This is a genomic window from Nocardia grenadensis (assembly GCF_050942415.1).
GTDB classification, from domain to species: Bacteria; Actinomycetota; Actinomycetes; order Mycobacteriales; family Mycobacteriaceae; genus Nocardia; species Nocardia grenadensis.
Window position 1 is genome coordinate 2691569 of record NZ_CP192054.1, and the last position, 21287, is coordinate 2712855.

Annotated in this window: 22 protein-coding genes, 1 tRNA gene and 1 riboswitch; of the genes, 12 read left to right on the plus strand and 11 right to left on the minus strand. The window is 66.2% G+C overall.

Going from position 1 to position 21287, the window contains the following annotated elements; all coding sequences use genetic code 11:
* Positions 1 to 336 precede the first annotated feature (336 nt).
* The 3 genes from ACQPYS_RS12155 to ACQPYS_RS12165 form a co-directional block, all read right to left on the minus strand.
* Positions 337 to 813: a hypothetical protein gene (locus ACQPYS_RS12155; protein ID WP_433492656.1), complete on the minus strand. Its 477-nt coding sequence runs from the start codon at positions 811 to 813 to the stop codon at positions 337 to 339.
* A gap of 228 nt (positions 814 to 1041) precedes the next feature.
* Positions 1042 to 1353, minus strand: coding sequence for a hypothetical protein (locus ACQPYS_RS12160; protein ID WP_063034230.1), 312 nt, complete (start codon positions 1351 to 1353; stop codon positions 1042 to 1044).
* Between the two features lie 87 nt (positions 1354 to 1440).
* Positions 1441 to 1599 carry a hypothetical protein gene (locus ACQPYS_RS12165; RefSeq protein ID WP_433492657.1) on the minus strand — a complete coding sequence of 53 codons (159 nt, stop codon included), beginning with the start codon at positions 1597 to 1599 and terminating at the stop codon, positions 1441 to 1443.
* Positions 1600 to 2123: 524 nt separating this feature from the next.
* On the opposite strand from ACQPYS_RS12165, the gene ACQPYS_RS12170 reads away from it, so the two are divergent.
* The 3 genes from ACQPYS_RS12170 to ACQPYS_RS12180 are packed head-to-tail and all read left to right on the plus strand — an operon-like array spanning position 2124 to position 2868.
* Positions 2124 to 2261: a hypothetical protein gene (locus tag ACQPYS_RS12170; RefSeq protein ID WP_433492658.1), complete on the plus strand. Its 138-nt coding sequence runs from the start codon at positions 2124 to 2126 to the stop codon at positions 2259 to 2261.
* On the plus strand, positions 2258 to 2671 hold the full coding sequence (locus ACQPYS_RS12175) for a hypothetical protein (RefSeq protein ID WP_433492659.1): 414 nt from the start codon (positions 2258 to 2260) through the stop codon (positions 2669 to 2671). The genes ACQPYS_RS12170 and ACQPYS_RS12175 overlap by 4 nt, the downstream gene beginning before the upstream one ends.
* An 8-nt stretch (positions 2672 to 2679) precedes the next feature.
* Positions 2680 to 2868 (plus strand): DUF6186 family protein, encoded by a 189-nt coding sequence (locus ACQPYS_RS12180; protein ID WP_433492660.1) that lies wholly within the window; start codon positions 2680 to 2682, stop codon positions 2866 to 2868.
* A 254-nt stretch (positions 2869 to 3122) separates the two neighbouring features.
* On the opposite strand, the gene ACQPYS_RS12185 is transcribed toward ACQPYS_RS12180, so the two are convergent.
* Positions 3123 to 3199, minus strand: a tRNA-Pro gene (locus ACQPYS_RS12185).
* A 504-nt stretch (positions 3200 to 3703) separates the two neighbouring features.
* Positions 3704 to 3935, plus strand: a riboswitch (cobalamin riboswitch).
* Between the two features lie 284 nt (positions 3936 to 4219).
* Between ACQPYS_RS12185 and ACQPYS_RS12190 the strand changes: the two genes are divergently transcribed.
* From ACQPYS_RS12190 to ACQPYS_RS12205, 4 genes are all read left to right on the plus strand, one after another.
* Positions 4220 to 5647, plus strand: a complete 1428-nt coding sequence (locus ACQPYS_RS12190; RefSeq protein ID WP_433492661.1) for a short-chain fatty acyl-CoA regulator family protein — start codon at positions 4220 to 4222, stop codon at positions 5645 to 5647.
* Positions 5648 to 5984: 337 nt separating this feature from the next.
* Positions 5985 to 7487, plus strand: a complete 1503-nt coding sequence (gene prpD, locus ACQPYS_RS12195; RefSeq protein ID WP_433492662.1) for a 2-methylcitrate dehydratase PrpD — start codon at positions 5985 to 5987, stop codon at positions 7485 to 7487.
* Positions 7487 to 8401, plus strand: a complete 915-nt coding sequence (gene prpB / locus ACQPYS_RS12200; RefSeq protein WP_433492663.1) for a methylisocitrate lyase — start codon at positions 7487 to 7489, stop codon at positions 8399 to 8401. Before prpD ends, prpB begins: the two co-directional genes overlap by 1 nt.
* Positions 8401 to 9561: a bifunctional 2-methylcitrate synthase/citrate synthase gene (locus ACQPYS_RS12205; RefSeq protein ID WP_431938888.1), complete on the plus strand. Its 1161-nt coding sequence runs from the start codon at positions 8401 to 8403 to the stop codon at positions 9559 to 9561. Before prpB ends, ACQPYS_RS12205 begins: the two co-directional genes overlap by 1 nt.
* A 21-nt stretch (positions 9562 to 9582) precedes the next feature.
* Here ACQPYS_RS12205 and ACQPYS_RS12210 read toward each other — a convergent pair whose 3' ends face one another.
* Positions 9583 to 10053, minus strand: coding sequence for a DUF6194 family protein (locus tag ACQPYS_RS12210; protein WP_433492664.1), 471 nt, complete (start codon positions 10051 to 10053; stop codon positions 9583 to 9585).
* Between the two features lie 27 nt (positions 10054 to 10080).
* Between ACQPYS_RS12210 and ACQPYS_RS12215 the strand changes: the two genes are divergently transcribed.
* Positions 10081 to 10833 (plus strand): MerR family transcriptional regulator, encoded by a 753-nt coding sequence (locus ACQPYS_RS12215; protein WP_433492665.1) that lies wholly within the window; start codon positions 10081 to 10083, stop codon positions 10831 to 10833.
* A gap of 9 nt (positions 10834 to 10842) precedes the next feature.
* Here ACQPYS_RS12215 and ACQPYS_RS12220 read toward each other — a convergent pair whose 3' ends face one another.
* On the minus strand, positions 10843 to 11232 hold the full coding sequence (locus ACQPYS_RS12220; protein WP_433492666.1) for a hypothetical protein: 390 nt from the start codon (positions 11230 to 11232) through the stop codon (positions 10843 to 10845).
* Positions 11233 to 11737: 505 nt separating this feature from the next.
* Between ACQPYS_RS12220 and ACQPYS_RS12225 the strand changes: the two genes are divergently transcribed.
* Entirely contained in the window at positions 11738 to 13075 is a 1338-nt protein-coding gene (locus tag ACQPYS_RS12225) for an NAD(P)/FAD-dependent oxidoreductase (RefSeq protein WP_245664361.1), read from the plus strand.
* A gap of 52 nt (positions 13076 to 13127) precedes the next feature.
* Here ACQPYS_RS12225 and ACQPYS_RS12230 read toward each other — a convergent pair whose 3' ends face one another.
* From ACQPYS_RS12230 to ACQPYS_RS12240, 3 genes are all read right to left on the minus strand, one after another.
* Positions 13128 to 13256: a hypothetical protein gene (locus ACQPYS_RS12230; RefSeq protein ID WP_433492667.1), complete on the minus strand. Its 129-nt coding sequence runs from the start codon at positions 13254 to 13256 to the stop codon at positions 13128 to 13130.
* Between the two features lie 86 nt (positions 13257 to 13342).
* Positions 13343 to 14866, minus strand: coding sequence for an o-succinylbenzoate--CoA ligase (gene menE / locus ACQPYS_RS12235; protein ID WP_063034064.1), 1524 nt, complete (start codon positions 14864 to 14866; stop codon positions 13343 to 13345).
* A 25-nt stretch (positions 14867 to 14891) separates the two neighbouring features.
* Positions 14892 to 15377 (minus strand): MarR family winged helix-turn-helix transcriptional regulator, encoded by a 486-nt coding sequence (locus ACQPYS_RS12240; protein WP_433492668.1) that lies wholly within the window; start codon positions 15375 to 15377, stop codon positions 14892 to 14894.
* A gap of 293 nt (positions 15378 to 15670) precedes the next feature.
* On the opposite strand from ACQPYS_RS12240, the gene ACQPYS_RS12245 reads away from it, so the two are divergent.
* Together ACQPYS_RS12245 and ACQPYS_RS12250 are read left to right on the plus strand one after the other, a co-directional pair.
* On the plus strand, positions 15671 to 16195 hold the full coding sequence (locus ACQPYS_RS12245; RefSeq protein ID WP_433493031.1) for an amidohydrolase family protein: 525 nt from the start codon (positions 15671 to 15673) through the stop codon (positions 16193 to 16195).
* The gene (locus tag ACQPYS_RS12250; RefSeq protein ID WP_431938880.1) at positions 16192 to 18015 is read left to right on the plus strand and encodes an acyl-CoA dehydrogenase; all 1824 of its coding nucleotides are present in this window, start codon (positions 16192 to 16194) and stop codon (positions 18013 to 18015) included. The genes ACQPYS_RS12245 and ACQPYS_RS12250 overlap by 4 nt, the downstream gene beginning before the upstream one ends.
* Before the next feature lie 176 nt (positions 18016 to 18191).
* Here ACQPYS_RS12250 and ACQPYS_RS12255 read toward each other — a convergent pair whose 3' ends face one another.
* Positions 18192 to 18908 (minus strand): hypothetical protein, encoded by a 717-nt coding sequence (locus ACQPYS_RS12255; RefSeq protein ID WP_063034074.1) that lies wholly within the window; start codon positions 18906 to 18908, stop codon positions 18192 to 18194.
* An 81-nt stretch (positions 18909 to 18989) separates the two neighbouring features.
* Positions 18990 to 19520, minus strand: a complete 531-nt coding sequence (locus ACQPYS_RS12260; RefSeq protein WP_063034076.1) for a hypothetical protein — start codon at positions 19518 to 19520, stop codon at positions 18990 to 18992.
* A 142-nt stretch (positions 19521 to 19662) separates the two neighbouring features.
* Here ACQPYS_RS12260 and ACQPYS_RS12265 point away from each other — a divergent pair, with 142 nt between their 5' ends.
* Complete coding sequence (locus ACQPYS_RS12265) at positions 19663 to 21264, plus strand: amidase (RefSeq protein WP_433492669.1); 1602 nt, start codon at positions 19663 to 19665, stop codon at positions 21262 to 21264.
* Positions 21265 to 21287 lie beyond the last annotated feature (23 nt).

Consider the following 21287-nt stretch of genomic DNA (forward strand, 5'->3'; position numbering starts at 1 on the left):
TCAAGACCTGCTCCTCGAACGGTATACCGAACTCGGTCTGCCGTGGTTCCGGCCGACCCCGCCGCTCGAGATAAAAAGCTGCTCGCGATCAAGGCGATCCGTGACACACTCGACGACCCGTGCCCGGGACTCTACGAATGCGATCAGTTCGTCGATACGGTACCGGAGTTCGGTGGGCATTCGCGCCCACACCGGATGTTCCATCGACCGAATCTCCTTCTGTGAGCGCGGGTACGCTGGCGCGAGCAAGAATTCCATACCGGGGCCGTCGTTCTCCACATTGTTAAATGCAGGGATCCACCTTCAGGAACGCAAGGCCGCCTCTTCGCAGCGTTTCTACAACTCGCCGCAACTCTCACCTGCTACAAGAAACTCTCCACATAAGACACCCTCCGCGGTCATCCGACGCACCTGCTCGGCCATCTCCGCGAGACCCAGATAGCCGAGGTCGGGCCGGCCCAGCGCGGTAGCCGATACGGCCGCGCCCGAGACATAGGCCGCGCGGAAACCCGCTGCCGCCGCAGCGCGAATCGTCACACCGTCGTAGATGCCGGGTGCGGTGACCGTTCCGTAGCACAGCATTTCCGACAGCCGCCGCCCGGCGGAGCGGACCGTATCGGGAACCGCACGCAGTTCCCGGCCGAGTCGCCCGCGAGTGATACGCAGGGATGTGAACATCGCGGCCCGCCGCTGGTGTTCCCGCTTGTCGAACAGGTCGCGGTCCAGTGCCGACTGCGATTCGGCCCGTGCCTCGCGGGCCGCCGAATCCGATTGCCGCATACCGTCGTAGTTGCGCTGCGCGACCGCCTGCACATGGTTGACGCGGCATCACGGCGGAGTTCGCTGTACAACCGGCCTACGTGGGTGTCCTCGGTACCGGTGAGGGCGGCATCGATGCACCGGGCGGCGGCCCACGCGTCGTGGATACCGCTGTTCATCCTCATTCCGCCGAGCTGATCTCACGGCCGTCGCCGTCCGTCGGTCGTGCCCCGTGGCCGTGTCGAGCCCGCCCGCCTCCGGTCGAGGCGCCCGGGCTCGGCCTCAACTTGCTGCCGCCAGCACCTGCCATACCTTCCTGGAACGCGAGCGGGCCTGCGGGGCCGCACAGTTGATTCGTCGGCGCGCCTCGTGGGCGCTGATCCGCAGCAGATCGGTCAATAACTCCACGGTGTCCCTATAGCCGGTGTCCGCGGCGAGGCCACGACGTTCGGCCTCGGCGACGGCCGCGCGCATGGCGGCATCCAGGTGCTTTCGGCGGCGTTCGGTTTCGACGAGTGCGCGCAGCAAGTCGACATCGGCCAGCTCCGGCCATCCTGGTGTTCGGGCAGCCGGCGCCAGCGCGGTCGAATTCATGGTCACCGATGCAGCATACCTCGAGTTAGAACGTATGTTCGATAACCCGGCCGGGGGAATGCCCGAGCCGACGTCACTGTTGCAGCGCTAATCGCGCCAGACGGGTGGGCGCTTCGCCAGGAAGGCAAGCAGTTCGACCAGATACTCGCCCGACAGAGCATTGCGCCGCTCCGGCCGGTTCATGGTGATGCGCACCGTGTCGGCATCCCGCGCGACCAATAGATGCCGACGCCCCAAGGCGGTCATATCTCCACCGTAGATCTCTTCGAGCGACGACACGACACCTCTGGGACGGTCCAGAACCACTCTCCCGGATACAGCCGCAGCAAAGAAGGGTCGGCGGGCGTACCAGGTCCGAGGTCGTCCTGGCACGCTCCATCCCGACACTGGACGACGAGCGCGTGCCTGCGGCCGACAGTCGCGCCCGCACCGAGCGGAGCGGACGGCACGGGAGTACCCCACCGACAACTGGACGCATCCGGCACCGTGCCTCCGACGTTCCTGGCGTACCGAATCGGTAGCGCGGTCGCTCGCCAACTGACGCCGACCCTTGATGCGCCCTGCCTGCGTCGATCATCACTTCTCCATATCGGCCTCGCCTTGGCTCGGCCGCATCGCTCCCGCGGCGGTCGGTGGCTTGATCCAGCACGTTGGCATGCGCGTGGAACGTCCGGATGGTGCTGGATGGGTAGACCGGGCCAGGTACGTCTCGGCGGTCGCGTTCAGCAGTTCGGGAGCCCGGCTGGAGGTGGGATATCCGGTGCCGCAGGATGTCGGCGAAGTCTCCGACCTGGGAATCGTGGCGAGCAATCCGGTACGGTCGCGAGCAGCGGGTCGAGATCGTCGCGGCGTGGCTGGGTGACCGATGGCCCGGCACCGGCGCCCAGGGCCTTATTCTGCCCATGTGACAGGGGAACCGGAGCGCTCGGCCCGATCATGCCGGCGGCGGATGCCGCTGCTGGCCGCCGGTGCCGTGCTGGCGGCGGGTGGAGCCGCCACCCGACCGTTCGGTTGGCCGGCAACCCTGCTGGTGCTGGTGCCGGTGGTCGTGGCGACGGTACTGGCGTTCCACGCTGGGGCCAGGCCGATCCCGTCCACCGCCCGGCTGCGGCGCGGAGTGGCAGTCTGGTCGACGCTGCTGGTCACCGCATCGGCGTGGGAAGTGTACGCCTTTGTGCGGAAACCTGATTGGACGCAGCCGAGCCACGTACACCCGACATTGTCGACGCTGCTGGATCCGGCACTCGAGCAGTGGCCGCTGCGGTTGGCCGGATGGCTGGTATGGCTGGGTGTCGGCTGGTGGCTGGTGTCGAGATGAGCGATCGGATGATCATCATCGTCGGCTTCGTGCTGGTACTGGCGGTCACGCTCGGCATGGTCGCGGTCACGCATGTGCGCCGGGATCTGGTCGCGCCTCTGGGCGAAACAATCGCGTACCTCACGCGCACTCGGGTTGCGAGGATCGCTGGTGTGCTCGTGTGGGCATGGGTCGGCTGGCACTTTCTCGCGCGATAGTGCCGCAAGGGATCGGACGCGACGAGCCGGACAGCCGGCTCGGGTAACTCGGCAGGAGGATACGAGGCGGTGCGGGGGAGGGCACCAAGACCAAGCGGGCCCGGCCGATACCGATCCTCGAGGAGGCGCTACCGGTGGTCCTGCGCCGTACCGACGCCGCGAGCTTCTGGCCGTGCTGGTCCGAATTGGTCCCGAACTCCGACTGGTGGAATAAGAGAAAACCCCTCCCATGCAGGTGGGAAGGGGTTTTTCTATGGTCGGGCTGACAGGATTTGAACCTGCGACCACTTGACCCCCAGTCAAGTGCGCTACCAAACTGCGCCACAGCCCGTTGCGCCGTGTGTTCCGGCGCTCGATGAGATTACCTCAGAGGTGTTCGAGAGAGGAAATCGGCTGGTTGAGCGGGGTGTTGTCGGATTTCGGACCGCATTCGGGCCGCGGGGTGTGCTGCCGTGTGGGCTCGGCTGCTGCCCCGGCTCTCCGCGCGCTCGGATCTCCGGTGTCCGGCATCACGTACCTGATCGAATAGCTCCCTGGTTCTCTTTGTTGGACCCCTGTCGGCGTCCGGACAGCCCCGGGCCGCGCCTTCTTCTGTCGCTACGAGCGACCACTCGCCGAGAGGCGCCTGTTGGACGTCGACTTCCCGACCGGACGCCGCTGGGCTCTTTGCCCGGCGGCGTTTCGCTGTCCGTCCCCCTATCTACGGCGTCCGATGGGTAGTCCGTGCGCGTTGTACGCCGGTACTGCCCACCGCCCCACTGGAGTCCCAGCTCGAGCCGGGCATATCCTGACGGATGCAGCTGGTTCATCCCGCGCTGTTTCGGTGTGCGCGGGATGTCGAAGCCTGTCGTTCGGTGTCGGTGACATCGGGTGGCGGGTGAGAGGGAACCCGGTGGGAATCCGGGACTGTCCCGCAGCGGTGAGCGGGAGCGACCGCCGTCAGACGCACTGGGCCGGAGGTTCGGGAAGCGACGGCGTGGTAGTAGCAGCCCGGGTGCGGACCCGGGTCGACCGAGTGAGGGTCGGTGCCCGCGAGTCCGAAGACCTGCCGGTTGTGCCGGGCACGCCGTGTCCGGTTGGCTGTCGCCTCGCGGATCGGGCGTTTCGCCGCCGTTCTACGCCCCGGACCGTGCCCGGGGGCGTCGGGTCGCGCGTTCGTGGGTGGTGGTCGTTGGTGCTACCGATGGAGCGTGCGCTGTGCAGGCCTCTTCGAAGCTGTTCGGCGGGAACATGAATGCGCCGCCGGGGTTCCCGTGCGGTCCGGTGCCTGGGGCCCGGGCTCGCTGTCGTTCGAGTCCGGATCGCTGTATCGGGTGGGTCGTGAGTGGTCATGCGAGGAAAGGTGCCGGCGGTGGAGAAGATGTACGGCGGGGGGCGGTTGCGTGCACTGCGGGAGCAGCGGGGGCTGTCGCAGTCGGGGCTGGCCAAGGCGCTCGGGTTGTCGGTGAGTTATGTGAATCAGCTGGAGAACGATCAGCGGCCGCTGACGGTGCCGGTGCTGATGCGCCTGACCTCCACCTTCGACCTGGAGGTGGGGTTCTTCGCGCCGGAGACCGACGCGCGGCTGCTCGCGGACCTGCAGGAAGTGTTCGTCGAGGATCCCGAGACGGCGGCGGTTACCAGTAGCGAACTCGACGACCTGCTGTCCCGGGTGCCGACGGCGGCGCGGCTGCTGATCAGTCAGCATCGGCGGCTGCGCACGGCCGACGGGCAGCTGGAACTACTCACCGCCGGGATCGACGGTCCGGCCAAGGCACCGCGCACCGCTATGCCCTACGAGGATGTGCGGGACTACTTCTACGACCGGCGCAATCACATTCCGGTCCTCGACACCGCCGCGGAGGAACTGTTCACCCGGAGCGGCTTCACGCTCGGCGGGTTGGATCTGCAGTTGGCGCGTTTGCTGCGTGACGAGTTCGGGGTGGCGGTGCGGATCCGTTCGGAGGATCCCGGCAGGCCGGGACCCAAGCGCATCTACGACCCGCAGGCCCGCGTACTCGCGCTCGCGCGGCGGCTGACCGCGGGCCAGCGGGCGTTCCAGCTGGCCACTCAGTTGGCATTTCTCACGCAGTCCGAGGCGCTCGACGAGCTGCTCACGGAGACCGGGCCGCTACCGGCGGAGTCGCTGCGGTTGCTGCGGATCGGGCTGGCGAACTACTTCGCCGGTGCGCTGATCCTGCCCTACGGGCGTTTTCTGGGTGCGGCCGAGCGATTGCGTTACGATATCGACCTGCTCTCCGCGCAATTCGAGGTCGGGTTCGAGACGGTCTGTCACCGGCTCTCGACGCTCCAGCGGCGGGGGCAACGCGGCGTGCCGTTCTTCTTCGTCCGCACCGACCGGGCGGGAAATATCTCGAAACGGCAGTCCGCTACCGCTTTTCACTTCTCCCGGGTCGGGGGGAGTTGTCCGCTGTGGGTGGTGCACGATGCCTTCGCGACCCCGGGCCGGATCCGCACGCAGATCGCCGAGATGCCCGACGGGCGTACCTATCTGTGGCTGGCCCGTACGACCGGGGAGAGCAACCCCGGATATCTGGCGCCGGCACGGCATTTCGCCGTCGGTCTCGGCTGCGACCTGACCTTCGCGGAGAAGCTCGTCTACTCGCATGGGCTCCCGGTGCGCGATCCGGCGGTCGCTGTCCCGATCGGTGCCGGCTGCCGGGTCTGTGAACGCACCGCGTGCGCGCAGCGGGCGTTTCCGCAGATCGGCCGTCCGCTCGCGGCCGACGAGAACCGTCCGGCGAATACTCCTTACGCACCGGCGAGCAACACTCGCTGATCGGGCCCGAACCGGCGGCATCGGGATTATTCCGATGCATGCCGTAATCGGACGCTCGGTATTCCGCGAATTGATATCGCTCGTAATTTTCGATCTACGGCCCTTACACGTCATTCGTTTCGGCGTGCTCAGGCCCGCCGCGATGCCGGATCGTGTGCCCGGGCGGCTGCTGGCAGTGTCAGTGCAGGTCCGGGCGTATGGCGACCTTCCGCAACTTACGCAAATTCGCAGGATCTATTCTGCATAATTCGCCTTCTGCAACCCGTTTCCGCGGCCCCGGACTCTCGGTAGCGTGCGAATCGAGTGAATTCCACCGATCGCCTGGAGGTCCTGGACCGTGAAGAATCATCTCGTCCGCACCCACCGTTCCGCGGAGCATTTCCCCCGCGAGGAGCATCTGGCGTGGCAGATCGCCGAGGTGGCGACCGATCCGGTGGAGGTCGCTCCGGAGACCGCGGAGATGATCGTCAACCGGATCATCGACAACGCCGCCGTCGCCGCGGCCGCGCTGACCCGACGTCCGGTAGCCAACGCCCGGGCCCAGGCGTTGGCGCATCCCTACCGGCCGGGGGCGACCGTGTTCGGTGCCGAGGGCCGGTTCTCGCCGGAATGGACGGCCTGGGCCAACGGTGTGGCAGTACGCGAGCTCGACTTCCACGACACTTTCCTGGCCGCGGAATACTCCCACCCGGGCGACAATATTCCGGCGATCCTGGCGGTCGCCCAGCACGCCGGACGTACCGGTCGTGACCTGCTCCGCGGTTTGGCGACCGGCTACGAGATCCAGATCGACCTGGTGCGGTCTATCTGCCTGCACGAGCACAAGATCGATCATGTGGCCCATCTCGGACCGTCGGCCGCGGCGGGTATCGGTAGCCTGCTCGGCCTCGACGCCGAGACCATCTACCAGGCCATCGGGCAGGCCCTGCACACCACCACCGCGACCCGTCAGTCGCGGAAGGGCGAGATCTCGAGCTGGAAGGCCTACGCCCCCGCGTTCGCGGGGAAGATGGCGGTGGAGGCCGTCGATCGCGCACTGCGCGGGGAGGGCGCGCCGGCGCCGGTCTGGGAGGGCGAGGACGGGGTGATCGCCTGGTTGCTCGGGGGCTCGGGGGCCGAGTACTCGGTGCCGCTGCCCGGGCCGGGGGAGCCCAAGCGGGCGATCCTGGATTCCTACACCAAGGAGCATTCCGCGGAATACCAGAGTCAGGCGCCGATCGATCTCGCCCGCCGGATGCGCGAGCGAATCGGAGACCTGGACCAGATCGCCTCCATCGTGTTGCACACCAGTCACCACACCCATGTGGTGATCGGCACCGGATCGAACGATCCGCAGAAATTCGACCCGGGGGCGTCGCGGGAAACGCTCGACCATTCGGTGCCCTATATCTTCGCCGTCGCCCTGCAGGACGGCACCTGGCATCACGAGCGGTCCTACACACCCGAGCGCGCGCAGCGCCCCGACACCGTGGCGCTGTGGCGCGGGATCTCCACCGCGGAGGATCCGGAGTGGACCCGCCGCTATCACTCCACCGACCCGCGGGAGAAAGCGTTCGGTGCCCGCGCCGAGGTCACGCTGAAGAGTGGGGAGGTGATCGTCGACGAACTCGCCGTCGCCGATGCCCACCCGCTCGGCGCGCGGCCCTTCGCCCGCGAGCAGTATGTCGCCAAATTCCGCACCCTCGCCGAGGGCGTGGTCGATCCGGCCGAACAGGACCGCTTCCTCGAGGTGGCCCAGCGCACAGGGGAGTTGACGGCCGACGAATTGCCGCAGCTGAGTTTCACCGTCTCGCCGGATGTGCTCGCCCGCGCGCCGCACGCCCCGAAGGGACTGTTCTGATGACCGGGCTCCTCGCTGCGCCGACGCCCGCCGCGGACAAGCGGGCCGCGTTCCGGGCCGGCCTGGCCTCCGGGCGGATCCAGCGATTCCCCGGCGCCTTCAACCCACTGGTGGCGACTCTGATCCAGGAGATCGGCTTCGAGGGCGTGTATGTCTCGGGTGCCGTGCTGTCGGCCGAACTCGGCCTGCCCGATATCGGCCTGACCACGCTCACCGAGGTATCGGGACGCGGGCAGCAGATCGCCCGGGTCACCGATCTGCCGATTCTCATCGACGCCGACACCGGTTTCGGTGAGCCGATGAACGCCGCCCGGACGGTCACCGTACTCGAGAACGCCGGGATCGCCGGCTGCCACCTCGAGGACCAGGTCAACCCGAAACGCTGCGGCCATCTCGACGGCAAGGCAGTGGTGCCCACCGCGGAAATGGTCCGCCGACTGCGGGCCGCGGTATCCGCCCGCCGCGATCCGAACTTCGTGATCTGCGCGCGTACCGATGCGGCGGGAATCGAGGGAATCGACGCGGCGATCGAGCGTGCGAGGGCCTACACCGAGGCAGGCGCGGACCTGATCTTCACCGAGGCACTACGCACGCCCGCGGACTTCGCGAAATTCCGCGAGGCGGTGAGCACTCCATTGCTGGCGAATATGACCGAATTCGGTAAGTCGGAACTGATTCCGGCCGCCACTCTCGAATCGATCGGCTACAACATGGTCATCTACCCGGTGTCCACTTTCCGGCTGGCGATGTACGCCGCGGAGGCGGGCCTGCACGAGATCCAGACCGCCGGCACGCAGTCCGGCCTGCTGGACCGTATGCAGCCCCGCAGCCGCCTGTACGAACTGCTGCGGTACGAGCGTTACAACGAATTCGATTCGAGCGTATTCGATTTCACTCTGGAAAGGGACCAGTGATGAGCACATCGTCGCTCGGCGAACCGGTGCGGGGCGGGGCCGCGGCCGCGATACCGACCATCTACAAAGGTCTGGCGGGTGTGGTCGTCGATACCACCGCGATCTCGAAAGTGGTGCCGGAAACCAATTCGCTCACCTATCGCGGGTACGCGGTGCAGGATCTGGCCGCCCACTGCACTTTCGAGCAGGTGGCATATCTGCTCTGGTACGGCGAACTTCCCGGTCACGCCGAGCTGGAGCGGTTCCAGCAGCGGGAACGGGCTTCGCGCCGCGCCGACCGGTCGCTGCTGTCGCTGGTGGCGAAACTGCCGGAGACCTGCCATCCCATGGACGTCGTCCGCACCGCCATCAGTTATCTCGGTGCCGAGGACCCCGCCGAGGAGGACAATTCGGCGCAGGCCAATCGCGCCAAGGCACTGCGGATGTTCGCGGTGCTGCCGACGATCGTCGCGGCCGATCACCGCCGGCGCCGTGGGCTCGACCCCGTCGCGCCGCATTCCCACCTCGGCTACGCCGAGAATTTCCTGCACATGTGCTTCGGGACCGTCCCCGCGCGGGAACTGGTGCAGGCGTTCGAGGTCTCGCTGATTCTTTACGCCGAGCACAGCTTCAACGCCTCCACCTTCGCCGCCCGCGTGGTCACCTCGACGCTGTCGGATATCTACAGTGCTGTCACCGCCGCCATCGGCGCGCTCAAGGGCCCGTTGCACGGCGGCGCCAACGAGGCCGTCATGCAGCACATGATGGAAATCGGTGACCCGACGCGAGCCGAGCGATGGCTGCGCGACAAGCTGGCGAAGAAAGAGAAGGTGATGGGCTTCGGCCACCGGGTCTACAAGAACGGTGACTCCCGGGTGCCCACCATGAAACAGGCCTTCCTGAATATCGCCGCGGCCACCGACGGGCAGCGATGGGTGCGGATGTACGAGGCGCTCGAGCGCGCCATGGACGAGGCCACCGGGATCGAACCGAATCTCGATTTCCCGACCGGCCCCGCCTACCACCTGCTCGGGTTCGATATCGAGGTGTTCACGCCGATATTCGTCATGAGCCGGATCACCGGGTGGACCGCCCACATCATCGAACAGGGCGAATCCAATGCGCTGATCCGGCCGCTGAGCGAATACGTGGGCGTCGCTCAGCGCCCGGTCGTGGCCTGAGGCCGGAGCCCGGCCGGGCGGTCACCGGTTCCCGGACCGCCGGTGGGCACGTGCCCGGGCCCGGTCGTAGGCGACCCCCAGAAGTTCCCGCACGGTTTCGGTGGTGGCCGGGCCCGGCGCCACCACCGCCAGCCAGCCGAGCTCGCCGTACACGGGATGGGCGATCACGGTGTCGGTCACGGCGGGGTCGGTGCCGTCCGGTTCCGGGTCGCGGGGAGCGCGTCCGGTCCAAGTGGTGAACAGCTCCCTACCGGCGTGGATGTTCACCCGGAAGACGCCGGTCCGGTCGAGCCGGGATCGTGCGTCGCCGGGGTAGTTCTTGGTGACGAGGGTGGCGAAGGGCTGGGTATTGGCCGGGACCGTGCCGTCGGGTGCGTAGTAGAAGAACGCGTCACCCCACGCGATCTCGGGGGTCCCGTCGCCGGGGCAGGGTTGCTGGATCAGTACGCCGTCGCGGGCGCCGAGGTATTCGATGATCTCGTCGAAAGTCATGTCTTCGAGCGTTACATTGAAGTGCTTATGGAGAGTTGTGGCGAGAAATGGCCGGAAAACGCGACCCGAAGTCGCAACTCCGCAGGTCTGCGGACCGCTGATATCGCCCGGGCCACCGGCTACTCGGTCCAGCAGATCCGCAACCTCGAACGCGACGGTGTGCTCCCGCCGGTGCCGCGCACGCCCGGTGGGTACCGGATGTACGGCGTGGCCCATCTGTGGGCGGTGCGGGCCTATCGCGCTCTGGCGGCCGGATCCGGTCCGGTCGAAGCGAAACGGATTCTGCGCGTGGCGCGGGATCACGGCCCGTCCCGGTTGTTCGCGTTGCTGGACCGCGCGCACGCCGATCTGGATCGGGGTCGCCGCGACCTCGCGTTCGCGCGGGAGGCGGCGCGGGCGATCGCCGGCGAGCCGCTCGGCGATATCCGGCCGGCCGATGCGATGAGCATCTCCGAACTGTCCCGCGCGCTCGGCGTCCGGCCCTCGACGCTGCGGCACTGGGACGCCGAGGGGCTGGTCGTGCCGCAGCGTGCCGAGGGCGCGATCCGCCGGTACCTGCCCGATGACGTCCGGATCGCGCGGCTGGTCCAGCAGCTCCGCCTCGCCGGATACGGTATCGCCGCGCTGCGGGAACTGATTCCCTGGTTGCGGGGCGCCCACGGCTGGGACGAGATCGGCCGGGCCCTGGCGGCGCGGGACGCCGGGCTCGACGTCCGGTCCGCGGCTTTGTTCGAGGCCGGTGCGGCGCTGCATATGCTGTTGCGGGTGGAGCGCAACTGATTCGCCGGGTTACGCGGCGCTGTCGCGCCAATCGGTGGGGCCGAACTGCTCGGTGCGGGTCTGTCCGGACGGGATCCATTGCTCCAGCGGGGTGCCGCGGACCGTGTCCAGGAAGGCGGTGGGGCCGCAGAGGAGGAACTCGGCGTCGCCGGGGAAGACGGACACGTCGAGGTCGAACGTGTCGCGCGCGAGATCATCGGTGTGGTCGTGATAGCGCCGGTGCAGGCCCGGTGCGGGGAGCCGGGCGGCCAGAGCGGACAGCCGGTTGCGCAGCGGCAGGGTGCCGGGGTCGCGGTCGGTGTGGTCGAGGTGCACCTGCCGGTCCGGCGCATGGGCGGCCAGGTATTCGAGGATGCCGGTATCGGCATGATGCCGATACCGGCATCTGTGGGCGGCCAACTGGTTGGAACATCAGCGTCGCGACGAATATTGGCGCCGGGCCTCGGTATGTGAGGACTATGCCGCGGCACACCTTTCGGGAGTTCGGTGGACCCGGAGGTGTAGGTCGGATAGGCGAGGTCGGCGTGCCCGTCCAGGTGCCGGTGCTGGCCTCGAGCGGGTGAACCAGCCGGCGGAGATCCGCGTGGCGGGGGACGCGCCTGCCTCGCCGAGCAGTCGGTCACCGGCACCCAGGCCGCGCCGGAGGGCACGATGTTCCGCGGTGAATTCCATGTGCACGGCCTGTTCGATATGCGGAAGGACGCGGCCGGGCACAGTTTCGACCATCTGGACTATCCGGCGCGGACCGTTCCCGAGGACGTCCAGCAGCAGATGAAGCGATCGACGCCCTGCCGTTCGAATTCGCCGAGACCGACTGAGGAACGTCGCCGGGGTCGCCGCCGTATGTTTCGGCGGCGATCTTCCGGGAACCGCCGAGGGAGCCGAGACGAAGGAGGAGGTGGCCGTGCCGGACGTCGAGAGCACCGTCGACCGCAGTGCCGGACCGCAGCGGGTGGTGATCGTGGGCAGCGGTTTCGCCGGGTTCACCTGTGCCCGTCATCTGTGCCGCCTGCTGGCGAAGCAGGAACGCGATACCGAGGTCGTGCTGGTCACGCCGAATGACTACATGCTGTACACGCCGCTGCTGCCGGATGTCGCCGGCGGGCTCATCGACCCGCGCTTCGTGGCGGTGTCGCTGGCCGATGCCCTGCCCCGGGTCCGGCTGGTCGTCGCCACGGCCGAATCGATCGATCTGGATAACAAGACGGTCACAGTATCCAGCGAGCACCACGCGCCGCGGGAACTGTCCTGGGATCGGCTGGTGCTCACCCCGGGGTCGGTGACCCGGCTGTTCGACATCCCCGGGCTCCCCGAGCACGGCCGCGGCCTCAAAACGGTCGCCGAGGCGCTGTACCTGCGGGAGCAGCTGCTGCGGCAACTGGAATTGGCCGATCAGGAGGAAGACCCGGAGCTGCGCCGGGCGCGCCGGACCGTGGTCGTGGTCGGCGCCTCCTACGCCGGTACCGAGCTCGTCGCGCAGTTGCGGGCCCTCGCCGACACCTACGCGAAGCGCCGCGGTTTCGACCCCGCCGAGGTCCGTTTCGTGCTGCTGGACATGGCCGACCGGGTGATGCCGGAGGTCGGCGAGAAACTCAGCGACAAGGTACTGACCGTACTCCGCAACCGCGGTATCGATATCCGGCTCGGAATGTCGTTGAAGGAGCTCGCCGAGGACCATGTCGTGCTCACCGACGGCACACGGATCGCGAGCCATACCGTTGCCTGGGTGACGGGTGTGACCGGCGCGCCCGTGCTGGGCACCCTCGGGCTGCCGATGGAACGTGGGCGGCTGACCGTCGATGCAGATCTGCGCGTACCCGGCCACCCCGATGTTTTCGCCGGCGGTGACGCGGCCGCCGTCCCGGACCTGACGAAACCGGGCAAGATCACCCCGCCGACCGCGCAGCACGCCACCCGGCAGGGCAAGGTCCTGGCCCGCAATGTGGCCGCCAGTCTGGGGATCGGCACGCAGGCGGTGTACAAGCACCGCGATATGGGGCTGGTGGTGGACCTGGGGCCCGGATTCGCGGTCGCCAATCCGGTGGGTATCCGGCTCTCCGGCCTGCCTGCCAAGGCGGTGACCCGCGCCTATCACACCTATGCGCTTCCCCGCGGGATCAACCGCTGGGCGATTTCGCTGACCTATCTGACCAACGCGTTCGCGTCGCGTCCGCTCACCCTACTCGGCCTGGTCGGCCCGGAAGAGGCCAGCTTCGGTAGTAGCGAGGGCATCCGCCACTGAGCACACCGCGTTTCCGAGCGGCGCACAGTTTGCTGCCAGTCGGCGTGGATGTTCACCCAAAAGACGCCGGGCCGGGACCGGGAGTGCTCGTCATCGGGTAGTCCTTGGTGACGAGAGTGGCGAATGGCCAGATTTCGGCCGGGACCCCGCCGTGCGGATTCTGCGCGAGGCGCGCGAGCATGGCCCGATTCGAGGACGCCGATCATCTGCGTCCTACCGACGCCGGCGCGCCACGGTTGCCGAATTCGCCGGCTCGAACCGGACGAGTCAGGAACTTCCGTGCAGCGCGCGAAGCCGATGTTTGGCAATCTTGCCGGACCCTGTTCGGGGAAGCTCATCCACGAAAGTGATGAAGCGTGGCAGCTTGTACTTCGCCAAGCGCGACTCCAGATAGGTGCGGAGGTCGCCTGGAGAAGGTTCGATGTGCCCGTTGAGGATGACGAAGGCATGCCCGATCTCACCCCAGGTCTCGTCCGCGACGCCGATCACCGCGCATTCCGACACAGCAGGATGCCGCGCGAGTATCGACTCGACCTCGGCCGGGTAGACATTCTCGCCGCCGGAGATGTACATGTCTTTCATACGATCGATGATGTAGATGTAGCCTTCCTCGTCGTAGGCGGCGATGTCGCCGCTGCGGAACCAGCCGTCATCGGTGAACGCTGCCGCTGTCGCCTCGGGCGCCTCCCAGTAGCCAGGCATGACGTTCGGCCCTTTGATGAGGATCTCCCCCGGTTCCCCTACTCCGGCGTTCCGTAGCTCATCGCGGGCGATCCGAACGTCGGTGAAGAAATGGGGAACCCCGGCAGTGCCGATCTTCTGTGTGCTGGCCAAGCTGCCGACGATCATTGTGCCGGGTGCTGCCTCTGTCATCCCGAAGCCCTGCAGAAAGGTCAGTTCGCGCTCTTGAAATGTTTCGATCAGTCCACGCGGCACGGGTGCGCCACCGGTAACGAGTAAGCGGACCGACGAGAGGTCCGCTGTGGTCCAGCGAGGCGCATCAGCGAGGCCCGCAAACATACTCGGCACACCGAACATGAAAGTCACCCCATGTCGCTCGATCAGGTTGTAGCAGGCGTCGATATCCCAGCGGTCCATCAGAACCGCGGTCCCTCCTTTGAGAATCGTCGGCAGCATCGTCATGTTCAACGCGGCGACATGGAAAAGCGGTGCGCTCACCAGCGTGACCTCGGTGCTGGTGACGTCGATGTCGACGACGACATTCATACAGTTCCAGGTGATATTTCCGTGTGTGAGTGTGGCACCCTTCGGTTTTCCGGTAGTCCCCGACGTATACAGGATGAGGGCGGGGTCTCCCAGTTCCACCGTCTCGTCCAGGTCGGTCGACTCGGCTTTACGGAGCAAGGTCTCGTAGTCGTAGGTTTCGCCCGGGGAGGCGGCGTTCTCGCTGATGAGGATACGGATCGTACCGCCCCGGAGTTGCTGCGCGGTGGATGTGTTCGCAGCTGCGGCGATCAACACCTGCGCTCTGCAATTGTCGAGCTGGTAACGAAGCTCGGCAGTGGTCAGTCGAGTGTTGAGCGGGACAAAGACCGCCCCGATTGCCTGGACGGCAAACATCGATTCGACGAATGAGGGCAAGTTCGGGCCGAGATACGCCACCCGACTGCCTTTCCCTACCCCGAGCTCCCGCAGCGCATTTCCCAGCCGGTTGATGCGCTCGTGCAAATCGGCATAGGTCAGACGCTGATCGCCGAAGATTATCGCGGTCTGTCCGGATGAGCCGCGGCTCCGACGGGCCGGCCAGGAGCCGACACCTTGATTCCTCATTGTTCGAGTTCCTCCTGTGACGGCCCTATGTGGGGCGTTCTGTCATGGCCTTGCGGAGCAGCGCCGGCAGTACTTGTTGCTCGCTGGGTGAGAGCATGCGCAGGGCCTCTTCCCGCGCGGCCGCGATCGCCGCCTGCGCTTGCTGCTGGGTCACCCTTCCCCGCTCCGTGGCGGTGACCTGGCGAAGTCGCCGGTCGGCCGCATCGACGCTGCGGGCCGCGAGACCCGCTGCTTCGAGCTCGTCGACCAGGGCGACGACCTGACTCGAGTCGAGCCCGAGCTGTTCTGCGAGGAGGCGTTGGGGGATGCCCTCATTGGCGCAGAGAAGCGTGAGCGTGGCGTACTGGCGGACTCTGAGCTCATGCGGCGCAAGGTGCTCGTTTGTCTTGCGTACGACGATTCCACTCAATCTGGCCAGCAGGAAGCCCGTGTCCTCGGCAAGTGCTTCGAAGTCTGTCGGTTGGCTCATGCGGTCCCTTTTGCGCAATTGATCAATGGTTGAAGAATTCATCTATTGACAGTTGCATTCAATGTAAGTTAGATGAGCAATGATTGACATGTTCAACGAATCTACCTAGATGTACCCGGGAAGGCAAGATGGATCTGCAGGGCAAAGTGGCGGTCGTCACGGGCGGTTCGGGGGGCGCGTACGCCCTCGGCCTCGCGACCGCCGGAGCGCGAGTCGTCGTCAACGACATCAATGAGGAAAACGCTCTTGGGCTCAATCGGTCGTTGCGTCACTTCGGTGTGGGGGACAGAACTCCGAGCGTCGATGAGATGGCCCGGGTGTACCGCGAGCCCCGGATGGCCGCGGTTGTCTTCACTGTCGATCGCCGGCCGGCTACGGGACATCACCCAATCACCAATGAATTCGTCGCGGAAGCGGCAGCGAGACATCCGGACGTGCTCATCCCGTTCGCGAGCGTCGATCCCGCCCGTGGTGGGGAAGAGGTCGCCGCGGCCCGCCGGCTCGTCGCCGAACACGGCGTTCGCGGGTTCGAATTTCATCCCGGCCGCCAGGCGTTCGACCCGTCGTGCACCGCGCACTTCGCGCTGTACGAGGCCATCGCCGAACTCGGAGTACCCGCCGTGTTCCATACCGGGCAGACCGGCCTCGGTGCGGGACTACCCGGAGGCGCCGGTACGGTTCCCCGCGCCGACTCCGGTCGGCTCCCGTGTCCGAGTCGGCGTCGTCCTGCGTGGGGTGGCGCATATCGCCGGCGAGCAGCAGATCCTCCTCGACGCGACCGTCGAGGCCGACGGGATCGAGAAACGGGTATGTGTCGCACAGCAGGTCTTCCGCTTGTACGAATGAGGGCTTCCGAGTGAGTCATTACCGCGGCAACCTACGAGATCTCTATTTCAACCTGTTCGAGGTACTCGGGCCCGCGCGGGTGACGCCGCCGAGTCGAGATCTCGACGACGAGGCAACCGCGCGGGAGGTGCTGGCCGAGGCGGCCCGGCTGGCGGAGGGGCCGATTGCGGCCTCGTTCACCGATGGTGATCGGCAAGCGCCCGTCTACGACCCTCGAACCTGTTCGGTCGCTCTCCCCGAGCCGATACGCGCTGCCTTCCGAATACTGCACGCCGCGGGTTGGTGGCGCGTGGATGTGCCCGAGGAACTCGGGGGCATCGACGTGTCGCGGCCGTTGGCGTGGGCGATCACCGAACTCCTTGTCGGAGCCAACCCGGCGTTGCAGCTCTACCTCGCCTCTGTCGTGTTCGCCTCGACCCTGCACCGGCACGGCACCCCCGAGCAACGCTGCATGGCCGCTCGGATCATCGAGCGGGGCTGGGGTGCCACAATGGTTCTCACGGAGCCCGAAGCGGGTTCAGACGTCGGCGCGGCCAGAACCCATGCCGTTCAGCAGCCCGACGGCTCTTGGCATATCGAGGGTGTCAAGCGGTTCATCACCTCCGCGGAGCACGACCTCACCGAGAACATCGTGCACCTCGTTCTCGCGCGGCCCGTCGGAGCGCGCACCGGGACCAGAGGGCTGTCCATGTTCATGGTGCCGAAGTTCCACGTCGATCCGCGGACAGGGGAACTCGGTGCTCGCAACGGCGTATATGCCACCAACTTGGAGCAGAAGCTGGGTATCAAGGCTTCGGCGACGTGTGAGCTGACATTCGGTGCGCGGGACCCAGCGGTCGGGTGGCTCGTCGGTGACGTCCACGACGGAATGAAGCAGATGTTCGAAATAATCCGGCATACCCGCATGCTCGTGGGAACGAAAGCGATCGCCACCCTGTCGACCGGCTATCTCAACGCTGTCGAATACGCACGGACTCGGGTGCAGTCCGCAGACCTAATGCACTTCAACGATGCCGATGCGCCGAAGGTCGCGATCATCGAACACCCCGACGTGCGTCGGACCCTGCTCCTCGGTAGGGCGTACGCCGAAGGATTGCGCGCGTTGGTCCTCTATACGGCGTCCTGGCAGGAGCTCGCGATCGGCAACGAACTGGACAGCGACGCTCGCGACGCCACAGCGATCGTGGATTTCCTACTGCCGGTGCTGAAGGGCGCCGGAGCCCAACGGGCCGACGAACAGCTCTCGCAACTACTCCAGGTATTCGGCGGGTCCGGGTACCTGCAGGACTTCCCGATGGAGCAGTACGTCCGCGATGTAAAGGTCGACTCCCTCTACGAGGGCACCCTGGCGATCCAGGCCAACGATCTGCTACTACGCAGGGTGATCCGCGACGACCGACGCGGGTGGCGCTTGCTCGCCGCGGAGATCCGTTCGTACTCGACGTCTGCCGGGTCATGTGAGGAGCTCCGGCGCGCGGGAAAGGAAGTGGGTAGGGCACTGGACAATATCGCAGAGATGATCGAGGTCCTGGCCGACCGGTGGGCGCGGCGACACGACGACGCGCGGAACGCCCATCGAGTGGGTGAAGAATCTGTGCGATTCCTACTCTCTGTAGGCGATCTGCTCGTGGGTTACCTGTTGCTTCGGCACGCGACGGTCGCCCATGCGCAGCTTGTTGCGGGAGAAGCCGGCGGCGACCGTTCTTTCTATGAGGCGAAAGTATCGGTCGCGCGTTTCTTCGCGCGTTCTGTGCTTCCTGAGCTCGCTGCGCGCAGGGAGATCGTCGTCGCCGGCGACGACGATCTCGCCGCACTTTCCCCAGAGACATTCTGAGGGACAGGCCGCCCGGATTTCGTTGCCCTACCGGTGGCATTCGGTTTTGTGTTCTTCAGATTTTGGCTGCTGGTATCGGTGGAGAGTGTAGGATTCGATGGTTGCCGACCACGGGCCCCCGCTTCCGGCGAATACGTTGTCTACAGCATTCCATTTCCGGTGGACCACCGAGCCGATTATTGGGCGGGCCCTGCGTGTGCTGCCCGATCGGCCCGCTGGGCCTGGATATCGTTGTACTTCTGCGTAGCGACGGCGATACCGACGGGAAGTCCGACGGCGACCGAACCGACTGAGGCCCCGAATCCGCCGACTGCGACCGAACCGACGACACACCCTGTGATCGCGCCGGGGACGGTCAGCACTCCGCCTGAGACAATAGTGGTCAGGGCGCCACCGGTCACCGCGCCAAGCGGGCAGCCGACAGCAATGCCGATCAGGCCGCCGGCCGCTGCCCCGGTACCGGCCGCAAGCCCGGTATGCGGCCCCGCGGCATTCCACGCCGCGCGGGCGTCGGCAAGGAAGTCTTCACCGGGAGCGGCCACCGGAATGGCCTCGACCGAGCTCTCGCTCGGCGCTGCTTCGGCATCTGTCGTTGCGGCGGCAGGGTCGCCGAGCACAGGCCGACCGGAAGTATCCGCGACATGCAATTCGGTTCCATGCATGATCAGCGTCCCCAAGGGGGTGACGAGCCCACTGCGGCTTTCCGGAACGTAACCGGTGTAGTGCACGCCGGGGAGCGCTTCGACTCCGACGGGGTGACGGTCGAAGGGTTGCGGAGCTGCCGGCCGATCCGGGTCGGCACCGGCTGTCGCGGTGGCGAGTGTGGTCACTGTCAGGGCAGTGAAGGCCGTGAGAACGGTGAGCTTGCTGATGGTGTTCATTCCGATACTCATATCTTGGTCCGGATTCGTGTATTCCGGACCGATCCGGAATGCAGGAATCGACGAATTGTTGGCTGGGGTGGGTCGGTGGCGTCAGGAGGACGGCATTGCGATAGGCGCCGAAACGAGGCCTTTGGATTGCAATCCGTTGTACTGTTCGGTTGCGGCGGCCGCGAGAGCAGGCAGACCGGTGACGGCGCCGCCGATGGTGCCGCCGAGGAACCCGAGAGCCCCGCCACCCAGAATGCAGCCGCCGACCACGCCGAGCGGTGTCAGCGCTCCCGCGCTCACCAGCATGGTGAGCGAGCCGCCGGTCACCGCGCCGAGTGGGCAGCCCACGATGATGCCTGCAGCCGTCCCGAACAATTGACCGTCTCCCTTGGCCGCGGCGTATGCGCCACCTACCGCCGCGACGGCTTTGTCGATCTCCGCGCCGCGGTCCAGCGGAGTGGAAGGTGTCCCGTGATCGCCTGCTGCGTCGATGGAGTCACCGGCGTCGGATACGACGGCCGGTGCGGCGAGCTCGGTGGGCTCGGTGGGCGTGGCAGACGCCACCCCCACAGTGAATGTCGTGACGGCGAAGACAAGTGTCGCCGCGGCCGTGAATCGCGTGGTTGTTTTCATAGCTCCTCATAAACAGGTCGGGACTTGCCGATGAAAATTGCGGCAAAGCTGGTTCAGGTTCCGAAATGTGGAACGATGTGCCCGCAGTGGGTGACAATATGGTTCAGATCACATTCGGCGTGAGCATATTCTGCAGAACAGAATGTGCGGTTTCGCTCGATACGAGGTCTGGCGCCGAAGGACCCGGAAAATTGCTTTGCTTAGGCAAAGATTCTTTCATCCAGAATCTCAAGTACAGCCAGAAGGAATCTGGATATCGTTGCAATCCCACGCTACGAGAGCTCGAGACGACCTCGTTCAGCGCTGGCGAGCCAAAGGAGGCGGATCAACTGTGGACCCGTTCATGTCGGCAGTCGAATCAGCTCGGCTCATCCGCACTCGCGAAGTGAGTCCGGTCGAAGTCGCGGAGTTGTATCTCGACCGCATCGACCGCTTCAACGGCGAACTCAACGCATTCGTCTGGCGCAACGACGACCACGTTCTGGCCGCGGCCAGGGCGGCGGAGCAGGCGGTGATCCGGCGAGATGAGTTACCACCCTTCCACGGCGTCCCACTGCCGCTCAAGGACTTGACCGCAGCTGCCGGTCAACCCGATACCCGCGGCTCGCTCGGTATCTCGAACGAGCCGAAACCGGAGAACGAGCTGGTGGTCGATGCGTTTCTGCGGGCGGGGTTCAACTTGACGGGCCGGACCAACACCCCCGAACTGGGCGTTATGACCGTCACCGAGAATCGGCGGTACGGAATCACCCGGAATCCGTGGAACCTTCGATACTCACCGGCCGGGTCGAGTGGCGGTGCAGCGGCTGCTGTCGCCGCCGGTCTCGCCCCCATTGCCCACGGCAACGACGGCGGCGGATCACTGCGCATGCCGGCGTCGGCCTGTGGTTTGGTCGGTTTGAAGCCGAGTCGCGCGAGAGTTCCGCAGCGGGTGCAGTCCTGGTGGCTCTACTGCACCACTGACGGCGTGCTGACACGAACGGTCCGCGACACCGCGGCTGTCCTCGACTGCATCTCCGAACCGGACCGGCTTTCGTGGTTTCAGGCACCGCGACCCGAGCGGGCTTTCGTCGACGAGATCGGCCGGGAGTCCGGCAGGTTGCGGATCGGCCTGCTGCTCGATGCGCCGACGGGGCAACCGGTGGATCCACAGTGCGAGGTGGCGACGATACAGGCGGCGCGCCTGCTCGAGGGATACGGGCACATCGTCGAGCCGGTAGTTCCAGAGCTGTTCAGCGGCAATGCGATCCGCGCATACGTCGAAACAGTTATTCCGGCTTCGCTCTATACCTACCCTTTCGAAGATCCGGATCTCGCCGAACCATATAACCGGCACCGATGGCTGCAGGCCCAGCGAACACATGCCGGTGAATACGCACAGGCCGCGAGGATCCTTGAGATCGAATCGAGAACTGTTGTCGCGCAATGGAAACGGGACTTCGACGTTCTACTCACGCCCACCATGGCGTGCACACCCCCGCTTGCGGGAACCATCGTCGACGAGGCAAACCGATATCCCGACGAAGCGCGGCCGAGCGCCCTGGGGATGGTTGCGTTCACGACTGTTGCGAGCATCAGCGGACTACCGGCCATCAGCTTGCCGGTCCATCTCGGTCCGGACGGACTACCGGTGGGAGTGCAGCTCATCGGGTCGCCGTTCGATGAGTCCACCCTATTGCGCCTGGCAAGCGCCCTCGAACGTGACGTCGCCTGGACGACTCGTATTCCGGAGAACTTCCGGTGAATCAGGCTTTGGAGGCATCAGAA

What these genes read in the sequence shown, in the direction of transcription:
- ACQPYS_RS12160 (WP_063034230.1), bottom strand. Translation starts at nt 1,353, where the DNA reads ATGAATTCGACCGCGCTGGCGCCGGCTGCCCGAACACCAGGATGGCCG.
- ACQPYS_RS12165 (WP_433492657.1), bottom strand. Translation starts at nt 1,599, where the DNA reads ATGACCGCCTTGGGGCGTCGGCATCTATTGGTCGCGCGGGATGCCGAC.
- ACQPYS_RS12170 (WP_433492658.1), top strand. Translation starts at nt 2,124, where the DNA reads ATGTCGGCGAAGTCTCCGACCTGGGAATCGTGGCGAGCAATCCGGTAC.
- ACQPYS_RS12180 (WP_433492660.1), top strand. Translation starts at nt 2,680, where the DNA reads ATGATCATCATCGTCGGCTTCGTGCTGGTACTGGCGGTCACGCTCGGC.
- prpB (WP_433492663.1), top strand. Translation starts at nt 7,487, where the DNA reads ATGACCGGGCTCCTCGCTGCGCCGACGCCCGCCGCGGACAAGCGGGCC.
- ACQPYS_RS12205 (WP_431938888.1), top strand. Translation starts at nt 8,401, where the DNA reads ATGAGCACATCGTCGCTCGGCGAACCGGTGCGGGGCGGGGCCGCGGCC.
- ACQPYS_RS12210 (WP_433492664.1), bottom strand. Translation starts at nt 10,053, where the DNA reads ATGACTTTCGACGAGATCATCGAATACCTCGGCGCCCGCGACGGCGTA.
- ACQPYS_RS12215 (WP_433492665.1), top strand. Translation starts at nt 10,081, where the DNA reads ATGGAGAGTTGTGGCGAGAAATGGCCGGAAAACGCGACCCGAAGTCGC.
- ACQPYS_RS12230 (WP_433492667.1), bottom strand. Translation starts at nt 13,256, where the DNA reads ATGCTCGCGCGCCTCGCGCAGAATCCGCACGGCGGGGTCCCGGCCGAA.
- menE (WP_063034064.1), bottom strand. Translation starts at nt 14,866, where the DNA reads ATGAGGAATCAAGGTGTCGGCTCCTGGCCGGCCCGTCGGAGCCGCGGC.
- ACQPYS_RS12240 (WP_433492668.1), bottom strand. Translation starts at nt 15,377, where the DNA reads ATGAATTCTTCAACCATTGATCAATTGCGCAAAAGGGACCGCATGAGC.
- ACQPYS_RS12245 (WP_433493031.1), top strand. Translation starts at nt 15,671, where the DNA reads ATGGCCGCGGTTGTCTTCACTGTCGATCGCCGGCCGGCTACGGGACAT.
- ACQPYS_RS12255 (WP_063034074.1), bottom strand. Translation starts at nt 18,908, where the DNA reads ATGAGTATCGGAATGAACACCATCAGCAAGCTCACCGTTCTCACGGCC.
- ACQPYS_RS12260 (WP_063034076.1), bottom strand. Translation starts at nt 19,520, where the DNA reads ATGAAAACAACCACGCGATTCACGGCCGCGGCGACACTTGTCTTCGCC.
- ACQPYS_RS12265 (WP_433492669.1), top strand. Translation starts at nt 19,663, where the DNA reads ATGTGCGGTTTCGCTCGATACGAGGTCTGGCGCCGAAGGACCCGGAAA.